Raw genomic sequence first — 19,889 nt, forward strand, 5'->3', positions numbered from 1 at the left:
GGGACGGACTGTAACTCCGTTGTCTTTCGACTTCGCAGGTTCGAATCCTGCTCTCCCCACTTTTTTTCAAATTAAAACTTAATTAGGGGGATAGAAAAACGTTTGACAATCTTATAGAGTTGGGCGTTTTTTTTGTTTTAATAAAAATAATGTTTATCATTATCTTTGTTTTGTTAAACAAAATGTATTTTTGTGTACAGAAAATTAAGATACTCTATGAATACAAAATTCACTCTTCTACTCATTTTAGCTTCATTACTAAGTGTTACAGCACAGGAAATAGGAATCGTAAAAGGAAAAGTAATAGATAAACAAACCCGTGAAGCGTTGCCATTTGTCAATGTTTTTATTGAAGGAACTACTAAAGGAAGTACAACCGATGAAAGTGGTGAGTTTTTAATTAAGAATGTATCGCTAGGTTATGTAAAAGTAAGCGCATCTTTTGTTGGGTATCAAACGGTGACTACTTCAGATTATTTAGTAACGAAAGAAAAATCGCCATATATTCTAATAGAACTGAATGAAGCAACTTCTCAATTAGATGAGGTTGTTGTAAAATCATTATTTAAAAGAACCGCAGAAAGCCCAGTTTCTTTGCAGAGTTTAGGAGTAGAGGAAATAGAGAAAAACCCAGGAGGAAATAGAGATTTATTAAAAGTGATTCAATCATTGCCAGGAGTGGCTTCAAATCCAGGGTTTCGTAACGATATCATTATACGTGGAGGTGCTACTTCAGAAAATAAATTTTATGTAGATGGTATCGAAGTTCCAGTAATTAATCATTTTCAAACACAAGGAGCTTCTGGAGGTCCAGTAGGAATTATAAATACCGATTTAATTAGAAGCGTAGATTTTTATTCGAGTGCTTTTCCGTCGAATAGAGGAAATACATTAAGTTCTGTAATAGAATTTACACAGAAAGTAGGAAACCAAAAAGAATTTGAAGGAAGAGGTACAGTTGGAACTTCTGATGCAGGAATTACACTACAAGGCCCTTTATCAGAAAATACATCAGTAATGTTTTCGGCGAGGCATTCGTATTTAAAATTCTTATTTCAGTTAATTAAATTGCCTTTTTTACCTACATATACAGATTTTCAATTAAATGTTAAATCAAAATTATCGGACAAAGACGAGTTGGCAATTTTTGGTTTGGCTGCAATAGATGATTTTGAATTGAATTTAGATATTAATGATGGTGTAACAGATGAAGATGATTTCAAAAGAAACAGATTCATTATTGGTACAGTTCCGGTGCAAACTCAATGGAATTATACCGTAGGGACATCTTACAAGCATTATGGAGAGAACAGTACACAATTATATGTGTTAAGTAGAAATGAGTGGAAAAATAAAGCGATTAAGTATTTTAATAATACTAATAATCCAGCAGACTTATTGTTCGATTATAATTCAAAAGAAATAGAAAATAAGTTTCGTTTTGAAAATGACATGCGTTTTGAAAATGGTTTAAGCGTAAATTTTGGATTCGGACTACAGCAATCTACATATCAGAACAGCACATTCCAGCGATTTGCAAATGTAAACGGACCGCAAGTTTTTGATTTTGACTCGGAGTTCTCAATGTTTAGCTATGCATTATTTGGGCAAGCGTCTAAAAAAATCTTCTCTAATAAATTGGAATTATCTGTAGGATTGCGAATGGATGCCAATAATTACAATAGTAATATGGGAAACCCTTTCAATCAATTTTCTCCTAGACTATCGATGTCTTACAAGTTAAGCGATAAATGGTATGCAAATGCAAATATTGCAAAGTACTATCAATTACCTGCATATACAGTATTAGGATTTAGAGATAATAATAACATCTTGGTAAATAAGCCGAATGTAAAGTATATTTCTTCACAACATACTGTTGGAGGTTTGGAATTTAGACCAGAAGCAAGTTCTAAAATTACCTTTGAAGGTTTCTATAAAAAATATGACAACTATCCTTTTTCAATAAAAGACCAAATTAGTTTAGCCAATTTAGGTGCTGATTTTGGAATTATAGGAAATGAAGCTGTAATTTCAAATAATGAAGGAAGAGCTTATGGTTTTGAGTTACTAGCTCAGAAAAAGTCTTATGATGGTATTTATGGGATTTTAGCATATACTTTTGTAAGAAGTGAGTTTAAAGATGCAAACGGAAGATTTGTACCTTCTACTTGGGATAATCGCCATTTATTAACGTTTACAGGAGGGAAAAAACTAAAAAGGAATTGGGAAATTGGAGCCAAATTCAGATTGGTAGGTGGAAGACCGTATACACCTTATAATTTAGATGAATCTTCATTAATTGCTAATTATGATTTGAACAATAGAGGAATCGATGATTTTTCTAGACTGAATACAGAGCGTTTTGATACTTTTACACAGTTGGATATACGTGTAGATAAAACATGGTATTTAAAATCGTTGTCATTAAACTTTTATGTAGATGTACAAAATGTATTTGCATCGGTAACACAACAACGTCCAATTTTATTAGTACAACAAGATGCTAATGGAAACAACTTAATAGACCCTACAGATAATACAAGATATTTATTAGAGCAATTAGATAATTCTGATGGAAATGCAATTCCTAGAATAGGTTTAATTGTAGATTTTTAATTAAAAATAAGGCTTTGTTTATTTAGGTATTGGTAATGTAAAATGAAAAGTTGCTCCTTCTCCTTCTATAGAAGTTACCCAAACTTTTCCTTCGTACATATCTGTTATTTTTTTTACAATAGATAAACCAATTCCTGTAGAACTATGGTCTTCGTCTAAGGTTTCAAAAATTCCGAATACCTTTTTGTGATACTTTTCTGGAATTCCCATACCATTATCTTTAACTTGGAACTCCCAATAATCGTCGATAGTATCATAAGTAATATGGACTTTACCGTCTTCTTTATTAGCATACTTTACGGCATTACTAATAAGGTTTTGGAATAACTGATGAAACCGAAATTTATCTCCTTTAGCAATTGGTAATCTTTCTGGAACTAATACTTGGACATGTTTAGGAACGTGAATAGTATCTACAATACCTTCTACAATTTCTTGTAAGTCAACTTCCTTTTTGCGATGTTCAATCTTATCAATGCTGGCATACTTTAAAATACCATTAATAAGATGATCCATTTTATCTATTTTCTTAATGAGTAACTCAAAGTTTTGATCTATATCTTCATTGTCTATAAATTCTCTACAATCTTCTTGAAGCCAATTTACAAGAGCATTCATACTTCGTAAAGGAGCTTTTAAATCATGAGATACCACATGTGCAAAATCGTTTAATTCTTTATTACTCTTAGTAAGATTTTTAAGTAAAGATTCTCTTTCCTTTTGAGCCTTTAAATTTTCTGTAATATCTCTTACAATACCTTGAGCAAAAGTAGCTGTATTGGTTTCATCATACACGATACTTGAGTTGATTTCTATCCAACGAATCTCTTTGTTTTTATCGTATACACGAGCTCTAAAATTTCTGAAAATACCTTTTTCTAAGAGTTCATAATAGGATTCCATTGCATACGGAACATCATCTGCAAATAGTGTAGTGGTGACATTAAAAGATTCTTTTTCGATATCATATCCAAAAAACTCAGTAGCAGCATTGTTCATTTTTAAAACATTGCCGTATAAATCCATTAAAATATAAGGGTCTACAATAGTTTTGAATAAACTTTCGAGTTGGATTTCTTTTTCATTAACAACCTTACTAAGATTCTGGTTTGCTTCGTAGAGTTCTAGCGATTTATCTTCTAGAATTTTTTCAGCTTCTTTTCTGGCAAGCCTTTCACGTTTTAAGGCTTTCTCTAATATTTCTATTTTGGGGCTACTCACTTTTTAATAATTTCAAATTTTACAGAAGAACCGTCTTCTTTTAATAGTTCATAATTTACTGTTGCAGTTTCATCATAATATCTAAAACTCCCCTCTATTAATCCTATAGCAAAAGCATATAAAGATCTAGAAGAATTATAAATTAAAACTAGTTTATCATCGGTTTGTTCTATAATTTGAAAACGCGGTAGTTCAGCATCTGGATATAGTTTACGAACTTCTACGTGAATATGTTTGTCTACAGAGGATAATAACTCCATTGGGTCTTTGTAAGAAGCTATTATAGATCCATAATTTTGTACTAATACATCAAAAAAATGCAAACCATAGGTTTTTAATAATACTTCAGGAGTAATCTTTGTGAGATTACTTAAATTGGTTAGTAAAGAAACCATTTCGGCAAATTTATATGTGCCTACAGCAGTGTAAACACCTTTAGATTCTAAATTAGATTGCTCAATAATTTGCTCTACAGTTTCTAAACCAAATTTTTCTTCTACGAGTTCTAAAAACTCAGTGAATACAATTCCTTTCATGTAATCTTATTCAATGGGGGTTACTAAAATAATTCGATTAACAATATAAATGCAAATACAGTAATTTGCAAATTAAAGTAGCTATTTTAGTAAATTAAAGCGTATACATGTTGTTGTTAGTTAACTGATTAGTTCGTTGTAACTCCAGTATTCTAACATAGTGGTAATACTTTTTGTATAATCTTCTAGTCGTAATGGTTTAATCATATATCCTGCAATTCCTAGTTCGTAACAAGCTTTTAAATCTTGGTGATTATCTGAGCTAGAAAGTATAACTATGGGGATATATTTTAACGTATCATGAGATTTTAAAATTTTCAAGAATTCGAGGCCATTCATTTTTGGCATGTTCAAATCCAAGAAAATCAAATCTGAAATTGGATTTTCTAATTTAGTAAGTGCATCCTCCCCGTTTTTTGCAGCAACGACAATAGGCTTAAAATTACTTTTACGGCAAACGCGAGAAAACTTCATTCTCTCCACTTCATCATCATCAATAAATAAGATATTTAGTCTTTTCATTTTAAATTATTAGTCTATTACAATCGAAAGATATAAAAACAAGGAGCTACAAATCAGTTTTTCAATCTAATGTGAAAGAGAGTGTAGATTAACGGTCGTTATCTATAGACGAATGTTTTATTGTTTTATATGTAGTGTAGAAAAGTGTAAAGTAAATACGATAGCGTATCTTTTTGTATATTTCCGCCTAAAAATAAGTTATACATGGATGAAATTAAGAATGAAGAAATAGATAAGTCTAAAGAAGCTGTAAAACAAGATGCCAAAGGGTTGTGGGAGAGTTTTAAAACTTTCATGCATGAGTTATTAGATTTTAGACATGATACAGATCAAGAAGCAACGATTGAAGCAATAAAGAATGATGTACCTTTTAAAGGAGCTACTGCTTGGATTTTAATATGTTCTATTTTTGTGGCCTCGATAGGTTTAAATGCAAATTCTACAGCAGTTGTAATTGGAGCCATGTTAATATCACCACTAATGGGACCAATTTTAGGAATAGGAATGTCCATTGCTATTAATGATATCGATACACTAAAAAAATCAATGATAAACTTGGCTACAATGATTGTGCTAAGTTTATTAACGGCATTTTTATTCTTCTTTTTATTTCCGTTACGTGAAGAAACTTCAGAATTATTAGGAAGAGTAAAACCAGATATACGAGATGTACTTATTGCTTTTTTTGGTGGATTAGCTTTAATTATTGCAAGAACAAAAAAAGGTACAATAGCTTCTGTAATTTTTGGAGTAGCAATTGCAACAGCTTTAATGCCACCATTATGTACGGCAGGGTATGGTTTAGCTATTGGAAAACTAGATTATTTCCTAGGAGCAATGTACTTATTTACGATTAACGCAATATTCATTGCCTTAGCGACTTTTATTGTATTAAAGTTACTTGGTTTTACAATGATTCGTTATGTAAACTCAGCAAAGAGAAAACGTATAGCTCGAATTGCATCTGTAGTTGCTTTGTTAGTGATGATACCTGCAGTTTTAACGTTTATAAAAGTGTATAACGAAACAATAATTAATGCAAATTATAAACAGTTTTTAGCACAGGAAGTAGAAGCAAATGAAAACTTATGGTTGCAGAGAAAAAAGATAGATGTAAAGGATAAGACAATCAACTTATATTTTAACGGGAAAATAACTCCAGCTACAGTTACAGACTTGCGTAATGAGTTAAAAAACTATGATAAGATAAAAGATTTTACACTTAATATTAATGCGAATGAGTCTAGAAGTGCAGACGATATTTCGTTATCTCTAGAAAGAGCCTTTTCAGATTTAGATCAGAAAAATAATATAATTAGTGGTTTACAAAAGGAAATTGAAGGACTAAAAGGAATTATTTCTAATTTAAATAGAACCATAGAGCAAAAAGATAAAAATACAATTCCATTTAGCAGTATTGCTAAAGATGCTAAAATTCGTTTTAATGAGATTAAAGAAATCCGTTTCTCAAAAGTGTTAAGAACAAAAGACTTTATTAAAGTAGATACAGTTCCTGAGGCGAGTATTGTTTGGAGTAAAAAATTAAAAGAAGATTACATTGCTAAAAAAGAAAAAGAATTACAACAATGGTTACAGAAAGAAATGAAACTAGACACCTTGATTATTAAAAAGTAGTTTTCTTAAAAAACAGTATATAAAAAATCTCGCTAACTAGCGAGATTTTTTGTTTATAAGATGTATATAATATTAACTCTTTTTACATTGTTTTAAAACTTCTTTAGCTCTGTCTTTACCATATTTTGGATAGAATTTAGGTAACTTCTCTTTCTTAAAAAGTTCAAGCGCTTTTGCAACATCCTTACAATAAGGCTCTATAGGTTGATTGAAGAAACGTGCACTTCCCATATCCCATTCTGCTTTTCCTAAAATAACTCTAGGATTGTTAGGGGCTAATTGTAAAGCTTTGTTATATAGAATAGCGTTTTTACCAGATAAACTCATTCCGTACTTCTGACCATCAAATGCAATATAAGCTGTGTTTAATAATGCTTGATTGATAATAATTTCTGGATTGTCAGGTGAAATACTTTTGGCTTCATCTAAAAACTCTTGTGCTTTTTTTAATTTGCTGTTCAATGTAGCCTCATCTTTTAAGCCAAAGCTTCCTAAAATTTCTATAGTAGCAACATAGTAAGGAGGTAACCATTGGTCTGGTGCTGCTTTTGAAATTCTTTCAAATAGCTGTGCGGCTTCAGTAGTTTTATTCTGGCTCCATAAATCAAATGCTTTTTGCATTCCTTTGTCATATTTCGATTGTGCTGCTATTGTAGTTGTAATAGCTACAAGTAAAAGCGTAATAATTTTTTTCATGATATTAATATTTGTTCGATGATATTAGGTTAGTTCATTTCTATAGTTAGGGTAACATCGCCATTTACGGTGAATTTTGCATCTTTATATTTAGGAGGCCCCATAAATCCTTTTGCGTCATTCGACATACCTATTGGTTCTTTTGGAATTCCAAATATTTTAGTATCCATTTTCTTATTGTTATTCTCATCGTGGAAAGCAGAGATTGCATACACACCATTTGGAATATTTTTAAATACAGCGGTTGCTTTTTTATCAGTTATTTTTACGATATCCCCTTTTGCAGGCTTTTTTAAAAAGCTATCCTTATTGTCATAAAGTGCGACGTATATATTTCCTTTATCAGACTCGATACCTGTAAAATCAATTGTAATAGTATGATTCTCTTGTGCATTTATATTAGAAAGCGCACCTAGAAGAAATAGACCAAGAAGTAAAAAGATTCGTTGCATAGTTATAAAGTTTTTATTTGTTTCAAATATCTATTGTTTTTTATGTTTATCCTCAAATTTCTTACCGAAACGTAGAATTTAATTACTGAATTGTATTTTTTATTATCAGTTATCAGTTATCAGTTATCAGTTATCAGTTATCAGTTATCAGTTATCAGTTATTTGTAATTTATTTTTTGAAAGCGTTTTTTTGAATTATTATTCACTTCTCACTTTACAAATTATCCAGCTGATTACTTTTATTATCATCGCTAATAGACCAGAAAAAGCCAATGAAGAAGAACTGATCTGCATTTGGACGCCTAGCTTGTCTTTCAAAAACGCCATTAGCATTAGCTTGATTGCTATAATCGTAGCCAAAAACATTTTCTGTTCCTAATACATTGTTAACGGAGAAATACAAGATCTTTTGTTGGCTGATTAAATAAGCAGCATTTAAACTTACTGAATTATAGTTTTTGGTTTCTGCATTCAAGAATCCTGGAATATTAGGATTGGTATAAGTTCTTCCTGTAGCAAACCTATATGAAAAACCTACTTGTGTTTGCCAATCGTTTACCCAATATTTTCCTACAACGGATAAGTTATGTTGAGAAGCAAAATTAGGTCTAGCTTTAGTAGGATAATTCCTATAATCTCGTTCCGTATCTAAGAAAGAGTATGATACCCAATAATCTAGATTTTTTATGTTTTTTCCATCTCTCCAAAATACATCTACACCTTTTGCAAAACCATTACCTGCATTTGAAAAATTAGCAAAAGGAGAAGCAAAATCGCCATTAAATTTTACAAGGTTGTCATATGTTTTATAATAACCTTCTACTCTAAATATTTGTCTGTCTTTTACATATTGATAATTCGCTATATAATGAGTTGCTTTTTCTGAAGTCAGATTGTCTGCAAACTTTAAATATTCATTTTTAGGATTTTGGTAAAACTGCCCATAAGCAAGAGAAAATTGTGTGTTATTTCCCGATTTATAAGCAATAGAAGTTCTTGGCGAGATTGTCAGCTGATTTGAAAACTCATTATTTTCTAGTCTAAGTCCTACTTTAGTAGCTAATTTTTTAGAGAAGAAAATATCTGCTTCGGTAAAAACTCCAAAAATATTATTATTGAAATTATAATTAAACCTACTCGAACTTATACTTTGATCAAAATCTTCATTGAATTTAGTGATGAAATATTCTGTACCAAAATTTAGCTTAAACCTGCTTGAAAAACGTTTTTTAGCAACGACTTTAAAATGAGCAGAATTTTCAGTGTCGTTAACAAAGTCATCCTGTAAATTTATTTCAGAATTGTCGTGTGTAAAACTCATTCCCCCAGAAACTTTCCATCCACTTCCTAAACGTTGTTTATAAGAACCGTTGAAATATAAGTTTCTATTACTTAATCCGAAACGAAATCCATCATCAAAATTTATATTCTCTTGAATCAAATCAAAATTACTATAACTAAAGGCTCCATATAACTTTAATAATCCATCTTCATTTGGTTTGTGTCTGTATACCATTTCACCACTTGCTCCTTCATAAGGTTCGTTCCATTGATTTCTATCTGGAAATGCCCACTGATAGGGAGCTAAATTGATATAAGAAGTATTAATACTGAAAGAGTTTTTACCCCAAATCTGAGTATTTCCAACACCTAAACCAACAGTCATGAATTGAATATCTGTTTTTTCTTGAGCTGGTTCATCTATAGTATTTAAAGCTAAAACTCCAGAAAGAGCTTGTCCAAATTCTGCAGAATAACCTCCGGTAGAAAATGTCATTCCTTTGAATAAAAAAGGAGAGAATCGTCCACGAGTAGGAATATTATTAGCTGTAGGAACAAAAGGAGCAAATACGCGAATCCCATCAATAAAAATCTGTGTTTCTTCAGCATCACCACCTCTTACAAATAAACGACCATCTTCGTCGTTTGCAGAAGTTCCAGGTAAAGTTTGAAAAGCACCAATAACATCACCTAAAGCACTAGCAGTAGTTACAACATCTAAAGGTTTTAAAGCTACAGCTCTTGCTTTATCACCAGCTTCAAAACTACCTGCATTAATCACTACGGCATCTAATGTATTTACATCTTCTCTAAGCTTAATGGTTAAATTGCTCATTTGAGAAACATTACCAATTTTAGTGAAAGTTTCGAATGAAACAAATGAAACAATTAAGGTTTGCATGTTGGTTTCTGAAGTAGTAAAACTAAAGTTTCCAAAGCTGTCAGAAGATGTTCCGTCATACGTTCCTTCTAAATACACATTTGCGCCTTCTATTGGAGTGCCCGATGTATCTGTAATTTTACCAGAAACAGTTGTTTGTGAAAAGGAAAAAACAGGAATAAAGAATATAAAAAGTTTTAAAATTGGTTTCATGTGGTTTGTTGTTTTATGCAACAAAAGTGTAGTAGATGTCCTTTCTTTCATAAAAAAAAGAACCGAGTTGTAAAAAAAGTAAGATGAATTGTTTTATTGAATAGGAACGTATAAATCAACAAAACATATTTTCTCAGGATGTTCGTTAAAGTTGTTCAGGTATACTTCAAAAGGATCAATGTCGCTTCTAACTTTAAAACCTTTGTCAAAAATCCAAACAAAAACACCTTCCCATGCTTGTTGAAATTCCTCTATCGAAATTTCAAAATGAGCAGTAATGTATTTTCCAGCAGGAATTATTCTAGTGTTAATGTCAGAAGTATCAACTTCTGCATTTTCTAGACTCACACAAGCACTCATTCGTAATTTATCTTGAGCAGTAATTTTAGGACTGTCATGGTAAATTGTAAGAACTTTGTTGTTACCATTCATTAAACCTTTAGGGTAAGCCCATTTTAAGAGTTTTTCAAATGTGTTTCCTAAGCTTTTATCAAGCCCTATATGAGGAATGTAAGCTACTTTAATCGCTTCTATGTGATTTACACCAATACTTTTTGCTTTCATACGTATAAAATTTAAGTGGTTTTGTATGTTACAAATGTATTGTTGTAATTGTGTGCTTATTTCACCATTCTTGCTTTCCGTTTTACAAATCTTGCTAAATTTACTTGGAGTTTTTTCTCTAAACTCTTTAGGACTTAAGCCATAAAACTTTTTAAAAGCCCTAGAAAAAGCAGCAATACTATTAAAACCAACTAACTCTGTAATTTCTGTAACTGTTTTTTCTGATTGATGTATTAATAAACTGGCAGCTTTTTCAATTCGTTTTCTGGTAATATAATTGTGTAGCGTTTCTTTGGTAATGGCTTTAAATACTCTATGGAAATGAAATGGAGAAAAATAAGCTTCATTAGCAACATCTTCTAGACTAAGATCAGTAGCTAATTCAGACTCAATATACTGTATTGCTTTATTAATTCTAATGAAAACAGCTGTGTTTTTCTCATTTTTTTCCATACTAACAAATGTATAAGAATTAAATAGAACTAGCATTAATATCGTATTTTTACAGTACTAAAATTGAAGTAAATGTCTCAAGATTTAAGTGATTATAGAGAGTCTTACGAAAAATATGAACTGTTGGAAGGAAGTTGTCCAGAAAACCCAATAGAATTATTTCGTGATTGGTTTATAGATGCCAATGAATCTGAAATGGTATTGGAAGCTAATGCAATGAATGTAGCTACTATTGGAGCAGATGGTTTTCCAAAAAATAGAATGGTACTCCTAAAAAAATATACTCACGAAGGTTTTATTTTTTATACAAACTATAACTCAGAAAAAGGGCAAGCTATTGCAGCAAACAATCATGTGTGTTTATCTTTTTTTTGGGCTGGTTTAGAGCGACAAATTATTATAAAAGGGCAAGCAGAGAAGATTGCAGAAAATTTATCAGATGGTTACTTTGAATCTAGACCAGATGGGAGTAAATTAGGAGCCTGGGCTTCAAATCAGAGTAGTGTAGTAGCTAATAAAGAAGAGTTAATAGCAAATCTTTCAAAGTTAGAAGAGGAATTTAAAGGAAAAGAAATTCCAAGGCCAAAACATTGGGGAGGTTATATTGTAAAACCTGTTAGTATTGAGTTTTGGCAAGGTAGACCTAATAGAATGCATGATAGAATTCGATATGCATTGCAAAAAGATTTTGCATGGAAACTTGAACGTTTAGCTCCGTAATGCTATATTTGAGAATTCTTTTTTGTATTGAATGAAAACAATTTACATAGTCCGTCATGCTAAATCTTCTTGGAAGTATACGAGTGTAAAAGATCATGATAGGCCTCTTAAAGAAAGAGGTATTAACGACGCTCATCTTATTTCTAAATATCTCGCAAAGACAATTCAAAGACCTGATGTATTTATTTCTAGTAGTGCTAATAGGGCTTTGCAAACAGGAATTATTTTTTGCGAAAACTTTGGGTATCCAATGTCTAACTTAAAAATAAGTAAGCAGTTGTATAGCTTTAGCGACGGATATTTAGTGAAAACGGCAAAAGCGTTAGATGATAATTTCGATAGTGCAATTATCTTTAGTCACGATCATGGAATTAATACTTTTGTAAATAAGTTTGGAAGTAAACCTATTGCACATGTGTCAACATGCGGAGTTATAGGAATACAGTTTAAAGAGAAACATTGGAAAGATATTAAGAAAGGAACTACTATTTTAGTAGAGTTTCCAAAACATCATAAATAAAAATCAATATTCTTTTGAAAATAAAAAAATATGGTGCTATTGATATAGGTTCTAATGCCATTAGGTTATTAGTAGCGAATGTAATAGAAGAGAAAGATAAAGCACCAAAATTTAAAAAATCCTCATTAGTAAGAGTGCCTATTCGTTTAGGTGCAGATTCATTTGTTTCTGGAGAAATTTCAGAAAATAATATTCATAGAATGGTAGATGCCATGAAAGCTTTTAAACTATTAATGAAAGTACATGGTGTAGAAAGATATAAAGCATGTGCAACTTCAGCAATGCGAGAAGCGAGTAATGGAGCAATGGTAGCTGAAAAAGTTTTGAATGAATCAGGAATTGAAATAGATATTATAGATGGAGCCAAAGAGGCACAAATCATTTCTTCTACAGATTTAAAACATTTAATCAATTCAGACGAAACCTATTTGTATGTTGATGTGGGTGGAGGTAGTACAGAATTTACTATTTTCTCAAGAGGAGAGATAATCAAGTCAAAGTCTTTTAAAATTGGTACAGTTAGATTAATTAACAATCCTAAAGAGAAAAATAAAAAGCTATTTGCTAAAGTTGAAAACTGGATTGTAAAACACACCAAAGAATACAAAAGAATATCATTAATTGGTTCTGGAGGAAACATTAATAAGATATTTAAAATGTCGGGAATGGATGCAGGAAGACCAATATCTTATATCTATTTAAACGCACAATATGAATTCTTGAAAAAGATGAGTTATGAAGAGCGTATTTCAGAATTAAGTTTAAATCCAGATAGATCTGATGTTATTGTACCAGCTACAAAAATCTATTTATCAGCAATGAAATGGAGTAAAGCACGAAGAATTTATGTGCCTAAGATTGGACTTTCAGATGGAATTATAAAGAGTTTATATTTCGATATTCTTTAAACTGAATAATAAAAATACTGAACGAAGCCTGTTTAAAAATTAATTTTTAAACAGGCTTTTTTTATGTTGTATTGTCTAAATGAACTTTATGAGGGACTACTTAAAAAAATCTTAAAGAAAAACGTTTTTAACCATTCTTATGTTTTTTATACGTAATTTAACATCATGACACATGAGTTTGTAGACATTGTAAAAAAAGCGATTGTTAATCAGCAAAATGGAATTCAAAATGTTTTGGCAACAGTCGTGTATTTAGAAGGATCTTCTTACAGAAAGCCAGGCGTACGAATGTTGATTTCAGAAAGTGGAGAAATGATAGGCGCAGTTAGTGGTGGTTGTGTAGAAAAAGAAGTAAAGTCAAGAGCTCAGTCTGTTTTTAAAGAAGGAAAAGCAAAAGTAATTACGTACGACGGTAGGTATCGTTTAGGTTGTGAAGGTATTCTTTATATCTTAATAGAACCATTTAGTATAACAGATAATTGTGTGAAAGATTTTGAAGAGGTATTGCAAAATCGAACGAGTTTTACAATAAAATCATTCTTTGTTAAAGAAGACAACGCTGAGGGGAATTTTGGTAGTTTACTATCATTTTCAGGAGGCAAAGAATATGTATTTAACAATACATTTTTAAAGCCAGCAACCCAAAACTTAGAGATCTTTACACAAGAATTACAACCAAGAACAAAGCTGTTAATTATTGGGGGAGAGCACGATGCTGTAAAGCTATGCGCAATGGCAAGTTTATTAGGATGGGAAATAGATGTAATTACATCTATTAAAGATCCAAAAGAGATATCAGATTTTCCGGGAGCAACAACAGTACAAGCACAAGCTCCAGAACTAGCAGAATTAATAATTGATTCGGATACAGTGGTCGTTTTAATGACGCATAATTATGTGCAAGATTTAAAATTTTTATTAAAACTCATAGAACAACAACCGCAATATATTGGAATCTTAGGCTCTAGTAAACGAAGAGATCAATTGGAAAACGACTTATTTTATTATCGAGAAAATCTAACCGATGAAATGCTGGAAAGCATCTATAGTCCAGCAGGATTGAACATTGGAGCAATTACACCAGAAGAAATAGCACTATCTATTTTATCAGAAATTTTGTCTGTTATAAGAAATAAAGAGCCTTTTTCATTACGAAATATAAAAGGAAAAATTCATATCGAATAAAACGTAAATATGAAGATTGGTGTACTGATTCTTGCAGCTGGAACTGCTTCTAGAATGGGAGCAATTAAACAATTACTTCCTTATGAAAATACGTTTTTACTTGGGAAAGTTATTGAAAATATACAAGGAATTTTACTCAAAGATATTCATGTGGTTTTAGGAGCAAATGCAACTGAAATAAAAAAAGCGTTATCAAATTATAATGTAACTTGTATAGAAAACCCAGATTATAAAAATGGATTGAGTACGAGTATCGTTTGTGGAGTAAAAAGGCTCTCTAATTACGATGCTATATTAATTTGTCTAGCAGATCAACCTAAGATAGACAGTTCTTATTTTCAAGATTTAGTGGCTCTGTATAAACAAAATCAAGACTGTATTGTTACTTCTAAATATCCTAATAAAAATGGTGTACCTGCTATTTTTCCTAAATCTTTCTATTCAAGATTACTAAAACTACAAGGCGATAAAGGAGCAAAAGAATTGTTAAATTCTGAGTTAAATTTTATCAAAACAATCACAAATTCAGAAAAATTATTGGATATTGATACTCCTGAAGATTACGAAAAACTAACCAACTCATGATTTCAGTTTCTGAAGCGATTCAACACATAGAAAACTACTGTAAACCAAATAAAACAGTCCAAAAATCAATTCAAAAAGTACGTAACAGGATTCTAGCTGAAGACGTAATTTCACCTATTAACATGCCGCCTTTTAAACAGTCTTCTATGGATGGCTATGCATTTCGTTATAGCGATACATCTGTATATACAATCGTAGGAGAAGTTCAAGCAGGAAGTGCTACAAACTTTCAACTAAAAGAAGGTGAAGCAGTTCGGATTTTTACAGGAGCAAGAGTACCAAATGATGCAGATACAGTAGTCATACAAGAGCATACAAGTACAGATGGAAAAGAGCTTACTATAGAAAAGTTACCTAAAATGTATTCGAATGTAAGACCTTTAGGAGAACAGATAGAAATAGGTGCTATTGCCTTAAAAAAGGGAATTTTATTAAATGAAGCAGCTATTGGTTTTTTAGCAGGGTTAGGTATTACGGAAGTCTTGGTGTACAAGAAACCTAGTGTAAGCATTTTGGTTACAGGAAATGAATTAAAACAAGTAGGAGAACCCTTAGAAGAAGGACAAGTGTACGATAGTAATTCTATTACATTAGAATTGGCATTACGTCAGTTAGGAATAAAAAAGGTAACGATAGATAAAGTAGAAGATACTTTGAAAGCTACTAAAAAAGCTGTTCAGAAACATCTAAAAAAGTCTGATATTGTGTTGATTTCAGGAGGAATTTCTGTTGGAGATTACGATTTTGTAAAAGAGAGTTTAGAAGCAAATGGAGTTTCAGAAGTTTTTTATAAAGTGAATCAAAAACCAGGAAAACCGCTATGGTTTGGGCATAAAGACCAGCAAATCGTATTTGCTTTACCGGGGAATCCAGCTTCAAGTTTGAGTTGTTTTTATGTATATGTATTACCCATATTAAAAGCAAAACTAGGACATACAAATTATCATTTACCTAGAATTCAAGCGAAAGCGTCAGATAGTATTAAAAATATACATGGTAAAACATTGTTTTTAAAAGGATCAGTGATTGAAGGTGAAGCTACGCAATTAAGAGGGCAAGCATCCTCTATGCTAAAATCATTTGCAGTAAGTAATGCATTATTAGTAGTTCCTGAAGAGGTAAATACTATTGAAAAAGGAACTGAAATAACTTGTGTAAAATTAAGCTGAGATGGAAATCTTTCAAATAGAAACGATGCTTCCGTTCATACTTATTCTTTTAGTAGTAGCTTTTTTGTATGCAAGTGTCGGACACGGTGGGGCTAGTGGTTATTTAGCACTAATGGCTTTATTTTCTTTTCCAGTACTCTATATGAAACCGATTGCATTAGTGTTAAATATTTTTGTTTCTGGAGTGTCCTTTTGGTTTTTTAGGAAGCATCAACATTTTAAATGGAAACTATTTTATCCATTTGCAATTACATCAATTCCAGCAGCATTTATTGGAGGTTATGTTTCTGTAAATGCAACACTATACAAGCAAATTTTAGGGGTATTCTTAATTTTTGCAATTCTCAAAATGTTGAATGTATTTGGAAAAGAAAACACAATCATTAAAGAAAATAAAATGCTACCATCTTTAGTAATTGGAGCTGGAATAGGATTATTTTCAGGAATAATTGGTATTGGAGGAGGTATTATTTTAAGTCCAGTAATTGTATTATTAGCATGGGGAAATATGAAGCAAGCTGCAGCCGTTTCAGCATTGTTTATCTTTGTAAATTCTATAGCAGGACTCATAGGTTTTTTAATTCACAAAGGAGATATTCCTAGTGAAGTAATTTATTTTATACCTGTTGCTTTAGTAGGAGGAAGTTTAGGAGCCATGTATGGAAGTAAGAAGTTTGATATGAAAACATTGAAATATGTCTTGGCAGGAGTATTAACTATAGCGGCAGTAAAATTATTTTTAGTATAACCAATGAATATTATTTATTTCGGAAAAATAGCAGCCATAGCAAATGCAACTTCAGAAGAAGTGAGTTTGCCAGAAAACACAATAACTGCATTAGTTACGTATTTAACAGAAAAGTATCAGTTAGATATGAGTGATATGCAAATTGCCGTTAACCATAATTTAGTTGATGTACAAAAAGAGATTCTTTTAAAAGAAACAGATGAAGTAGCTATTTTATCAGCGTTTGCTGGTGGATAATCTCTATTTGGATAGAGAAAAAGAAGAAAGAAACTTTGTTTCATTTAGAATGACAAAATAATATAAGTGATCTCTGAGGAACTCTTAGAGAAAATGAATAGATTAATTCTTTTATGTTGCAATAGTAATTACGAACAAAGTTCTAATGATAGTATGAACAACCAAAAAATGAAGAAAAAAACAGTATTTATAGAAGGGCAAATAAGTTCTGAATTTATAGCTAATGCTATAGCAAAGCATCAGGTGAAAACTCAAATAGGAGCACATAATATCTTTCTAGGTCAAGTACGTAAAGACGTTGTAGACGATAAAACGGTAAAATCCATAGAATTCTCGTGTTATCAAGAAATGGCGGAGCAAAAATTACATACAATCAGAGAAGAAACTTTTGAAAAGTATGATTTAACATGTATGCATATTTATCACAGTTTAGGAAACGTACAAGTTGGAGAAGTATGCTTTTTTGTTTTTGTATCAGCACCGCATAGACCGTATGTATATGAAGCTACAGAATATATTGTAAATCGAGTAAAATCTGAAGTACCTATTTTCGGAAAAGAAATTTTTGAAGATGAATCCTTTCAATGGAAAACAAATAAATAATGGTTGATATTACACACAAATCGAATACACTACGTATTGCTACAGCACAAGCTATTGTAAAAGTAAGCTCGCAAGCTACGATAGACGCAATTCAGAATGATACTGTTCCAAAAGGAAATGTATTTGCCATGAGCAAAGCAGCGGGTTTATTAGGTGTAAAAAAGACGCCTGAGTTATTACCAGATTGCCATCCTATGCCTATCGAATTTACTGGAGTAACGTATGAAATAGAAGACTTAACGGTATTAATAAAAGTAACGGTAAAAACCATTTATAAAACAGGAGTAGAGGTAGAAGCAATGCATGGTGCTAGTATTGTAGCATTAAATATGTACGATATGCTAAAACCTATTGATAAGGGCGTGGAAATTCAGACCATAAAACTATTACAGAAAAAAGGAGGGAAATCTTCATTTCCTGTTAAAAATGTTGCAGAATTAGTTGGAGGAATTATTGTATGTTCAGATACCATTTCAAAAGGAATAGGTGAAGATAAATCTGGAAAGCTAATTAAAGAAAAATTAGATGGGTTCGGTTTACAAACAAAAGAAGTGACGATTATTCCAGATGATATTGAGATGATTAGATCACAGGTGTTAGATTTAAAAGAAACATGTAATTTAATCGTAATAACTGGCGGAACAGGAATATCGCCAAGAGATAATACACCAGAAGCTGTATTACCGTTAATAGACAAACGATTAATAGGAGTTGAAGAAACCATAAGAAGATATGGACAAGAACGTACGCCTTTTGCAATGTTATCGAGAAGCGTTGTAGGAACTATAGGAAACCGTTTAATTGTATGTTTACCAGGTTCTAGTAAAGGTGTAGTAGAAAGTTTAGATGCAATATTGCCGCATTTATTTCATGGGTATACTGTATTAAAAGGAGTACGTCAATCATGACAAAAAAAGACAACATATTAACCGATACTTTTGGCAGGCAACACAACTATTTACGTATTTCGTTAATAGAAAAATGTAATTTGCGTTGTACATATTGCATGCCAGAAAGTGGTGTATTGTTGTCTCCTAAAAGTCAGTTAATGACTACGGAAGAAGTAATAGATATTACTTCATTATTTGTAAAACATGGTGTTACTAAAATCCGATTAACTGGAGGAGAACCATTATTACGAAAAGATTTCCCTGAAATTATTACGGAGTTATCAAAGTTACCTGTAGCATTGTCTATGACTACCAATGCTATTTTGGTGGATAGATACATAGAAGTGTTGAAGAAATCTGCATTGAAAACGATTAATGTAAGTTTAGATACATTACACCCAGAAAAATTCAATACTATTACTAAGCGCGATCAGTTTGCAAAAGCTTTTGATAATATGAATTTATTATTGAATGAAGGTTTTAATGTAAAACTGAATGTGGTACTCTTAAAAGATTTTAACGACACTGAAATTATTGATTTTATAGAGTTTACAAAAGACAAAAAGATTGCTGTTCGGTTTATAGAATTCATGCCATTTGATGGGAATCAGTGGGATAAATCAAAACTAGTTAGTTATCAAGAATTGTTACGTCAAGTAGCAACCTATTATTCATCCGATGCCTTAATTTCTTTACCCAATGAAGATAATTTTACTGCTCGTAACTTTAAAATACAATCTTATGAAGGAAGTTTCGGAATCATTTCTTCAGTAACCAATCCGTTTTGTGATGTTTGCAATCGTATTCGGCTTACTGCGAATGGAAAACTAAAAAACTGTTTGTTTTCTACTTCAGAAACAGATCTACTTACTACGTACAGAGCTGGAATTCCTATAGAACCCATTATACAAGCGACATTACTAAAAAAGAAAGCTGTACGTGCTGGAATGACAGACATAAAAGACTTTGAAAATACCTCGAATCATAATAATAGAAGTATGATCACGATTGGCGGATAGTTTTATGTAGTTAGTTGTTGGAGTGTTATTTTGTGTGTAGATTTTTAATATACAAACTTCATTTTTTTTGCAAAAAAAAGCATTGTAAACAAAAAAAAGTTATTTTTGATTTACTCATTGTAAGTTAAAATGTTATGTTTTACTTATTTCGTTAGCAACTCCTTAAGGAAGAAAATGAGTTGTGAAGTGTTTGGGAAACACAACGAAAAAATTAAGGTCTCTTCCAATTTAAT

Annotated in this window: 20 protein-coding genes; 13 read left to right on the forward strand and 7 right to left on the reverse strand. The window is 31.4% G+C overall.

Translation table 11 applies throughout. The annotated features are described in order from the left end of the window. Positions 1 to 216 precede the first annotated feature (216 nt). The gene (locus tag ACKTTC_RS13185; RefSeq protein ID WP_408040303.1) at positions 217 to 2,619 is read left to right on the forward strand and encodes a TonB-dependent receptor; all 2,403 of its coding nucleotides are present in this window, start codon (positions 217 to 219) and stop codon (positions 2,617 to 2,619) included. Positions 2,620 to 2,637: 18 nt separating this feature from the next. On the opposite strand, the gene ACKTTC_RS13190 is transcribed toward ACKTTC_RS13185, so the two are convergent. The 3 genes from ACKTTC_RS13190 to ACKTTC_RS13200 form a co-directional block, all read right to left on the reverse strand. Next, complete coding sequence (locus tag ACKTTC_RS13190) at positions 2,638 to 3,840, reverse strand: sensor histidine kinase (protein ID WP_408040304.1); 1,203 nt, start codon at positions 3,838 to 3,840, stop codon at positions 2,638 to 2,640. Further along, positions 3,837 to 4,376, reverse strand: coding sequence for a heme NO-binding domain-containing protein (locus ACKTTC_RS13195; protein ID WP_408040305.1), 540 nt, complete (start codon positions 4,374 to 4,376; stop codon positions 3,837 to 3,839). The genes ACKTTC_RS13190 and ACKTTC_RS13195 overlap by 4 nt, the downstream gene beginning before the upstream one ends. 120 nt (positions 4,377 to 4,496) lie before the next feature. Then, positions 4,497 to 4,898: a response regulator gene (locus tag ACKTTC_RS13200; protein WP_408040306.1), complete on the reverse strand. Its 402-nt coding sequence runs from the start codon at positions 4,896 to 4,898 to the stop codon at positions 4,497 to 4,499. Positions 4,899 to 5,102: 204 nt separating this feature from the next. Here ACKTTC_RS13200 and ACKTTC_RS13205 point away from each other — a divergent pair, with 204 nt between their 5' ends. After that, positions 5,103 to 6,533 (forward strand): DUF389 domain-containing protein, encoded by a 1,431-nt coding sequence (locus tag ACKTTC_RS13205; RefSeq protein ID WP_408040307.1) that lies wholly within the window; start codon positions 5,103 to 5,105, stop codon positions 6,531 to 6,533. A gap of 72 nt (positions 6,534 to 6,605) precedes the next feature. Here the strand turns inward: ACKTTC_RS13205 and ACKTTC_RS13210 are convergent, their stop codons facing one another. The 4 genes from ACKTTC_RS13210 to ACKTTC_RS13225 all read right to left on the reverse strand — a co-directional run bounded on the left by ACKTTC_RS13210 (position 6,606) and on the right by ACKTTC_RS13225 (position 11,072). Further along, positions 6,606 to 7,229, reverse strand: a complete 624-nt coding sequence (locus ACKTTC_RS13210) for a tetratricopeptide repeat protein (RefSeq protein ID WP_408040308.1) — start codon at positions 7,227 to 7,229, stop codon at positions 6,606 to 6,608. Between the two features lie 29 nt (positions 7,230 to 7,258). Beyond that, complete coding sequence (locus tag ACKTTC_RS13215; protein ID WP_408040309.1) at positions 7,259 to 7,681, reverse strand: DUF2141 domain-containing protein; 423 nt, start codon at positions 7,679 to 7,681, stop codon at positions 7,259 to 7,261. Between the two features lie 214 nt (positions 7,682 to 7,895). Next, the gene (locus ACKTTC_RS13220; protein ID WP_408040310.1) at positions 7,896 to 10,055 is read right to left on the reverse strand and encodes a TonB-dependent receptor; all 2,160 of its coding nucleotides are present in this window, start codon (positions 10,053 to 10,055) and stop codon (positions 7,896 to 7,898) included. Positions 10,056 to 10,148: 93 nt separating this feature from the next. Beyond that, positions 10,149 to 11,072, reverse strand: a complete 924-nt coding sequence (locus ACKTTC_RS13225; RefSeq protein WP_408040311.1) for an AraC family transcriptional regulator — start codon at positions 11,070 to 11,072, stop codon at positions 10,149 to 10,151. Positions 11,073 to 11,144: 72 nt separating this feature from the next. Here ACKTTC_RS13225 and pdxH point away from each other — a divergent pair, with 72 nt between their 5' ends. The 11 genes from pdxH (at position 11,145) to moaA (ending at position 19,656) form a co-directional block, all read left to right on the forward strand. Further along, positions 11,145 to 11,792 carry a pyridoxamine 5'-phosphate oxidase gene (pdxH, locus tag ACKTTC_RS13230; RefSeq protein ID WP_408040312.1) on the forward strand — a complete coding sequence of 216 codons (648 nt, stop codon included), beginning with the start codon at positions 11,145 to 11,147 and terminating at the stop codon, positions 11,790 to 11,792. Between the two features lie 31 nt (positions 11,793 to 11,823). Then, positions 11,824 to 12,312: a SixA phosphatase family protein gene (locus ACKTTC_RS13235; RefSeq protein ID WP_408040313.1), complete on the forward strand. Its 489-nt coding sequence runs from the start codon at positions 11,824 to 11,826 to the stop codon at positions 12,310 to 12,312. A gap of 14 nt (positions 12,313 to 12,326) precedes the next feature. Next, on the forward strand, positions 12,327 to 13,220 hold the full coding sequence (locus ACKTTC_RS13240; protein WP_408040314.1) for a Ppx/GppA phosphatase family protein: 894 nt from the start codon (positions 12,327 to 12,329) through the stop codon (positions 13,218 to 13,220). A 165-nt stretch (positions 13,221 to 13,385) separates the two neighbouring features. Then, the gene (locus ACKTTC_RS13245) at positions 13,386 to 14,405 is read left to right on the forward strand and encodes an XdhC family protein (protein WP_408040315.1); all 1,020 of its coding nucleotides are present in this window, start codon (positions 13,386 to 13,388) and stop codon (positions 14,403 to 14,405) included. 9 nt (positions 14,406 to 14,414) lie between these two features. Further along, entirely contained in the window at positions 14,415 to 14,990 is a 576-nt protein-coding gene (locus tag ACKTTC_RS13250) for a nucleotidyltransferase family protein (protein WP_408040316.1), read from the forward strand. Further along, positions 14,987 to 16,159 carry a molybdopterin molybdotransferase MoeA gene (locus tag ACKTTC_RS13255; protein ID WP_408040317.1) on the forward strand — a complete coding sequence of 391 codons (1,173 nt, stop codon included), beginning with the start codon at positions 14,987 to 14,989 and terminating at the stop codon, positions 16,157 to 16,159. The genes ACKTTC_RS13250 and ACKTTC_RS13255 overlap by 4 nt, the downstream gene beginning before the upstream one ends. A gap of 1 nt (position 16,160) precedes the next feature. Next, entirely contained in the window at positions 16,161 to 16,907 is a 747-nt protein-coding gene (locus ACKTTC_RS13260; RefSeq protein WP_408040318.1) for a sulfite exporter TauE/SafE family protein, read from the forward strand. Between the two features lie 3 nt (positions 16,908 to 16,910). After that, on the forward strand, positions 16,911 to 17,144 hold the full coding sequence (locus ACKTTC_RS13265; protein WP_408040319.1) for a MoaD/ThiS family protein: 234 nt from the start codon (positions 16,911 to 16,913) through the stop codon (positions 17,142 to 17,144). A gap of 168 nt (positions 17,145 to 17,312) precedes the next feature. Next, positions 17,313 to 17,747, forward strand: coding sequence for a molybdenum cofactor biosynthesis protein MoaE (locus ACKTTC_RS13270; protein ID WP_408040320.1), 435 nt, complete (start codon positions 17,313 to 17,315; stop codon positions 17,745 to 17,747). Continuing rightward, positions 17,747 to 18,655, forward strand: a complete 909-nt coding sequence (gene moaCB, locus ACKTTC_RS13275) for a bifunctional molybdenum cofactor biosynthesis protein MoaC/MoaB (protein WP_408040321.1) — start codon at positions 17,747 to 17,749, stop codon at positions 18,653 to 18,655. The genes ACKTTC_RS13270 and moaCB overlap by 1 nt, the downstream gene beginning before the upstream one ends. Next, entirely contained in the window at positions 18,652 to 19,656 is a 1,005-nt protein-coding gene (moaA, locus tag ACKTTC_RS13280; protein ID WP_408040322.1) for a GTP 3',8-cyclase MoaA, read from the forward strand. Before moaCB ends, moaA begins: the two co-directional genes overlap by 4 nt. The last annotated feature ends 233 nt before the right edge of the window (positions 19,657 to 19,889 follow it).

The sequence above is a fragment of the Tenacibaculum amylolyticum genome, from assembly GCF_964511145.1.
GTDB lineage: Bacteria > Bacteroidota > Bacteroidia > Flavobacteriales > Flavobacteriaceae > Polaribacter > Polaribacter amylolyticum.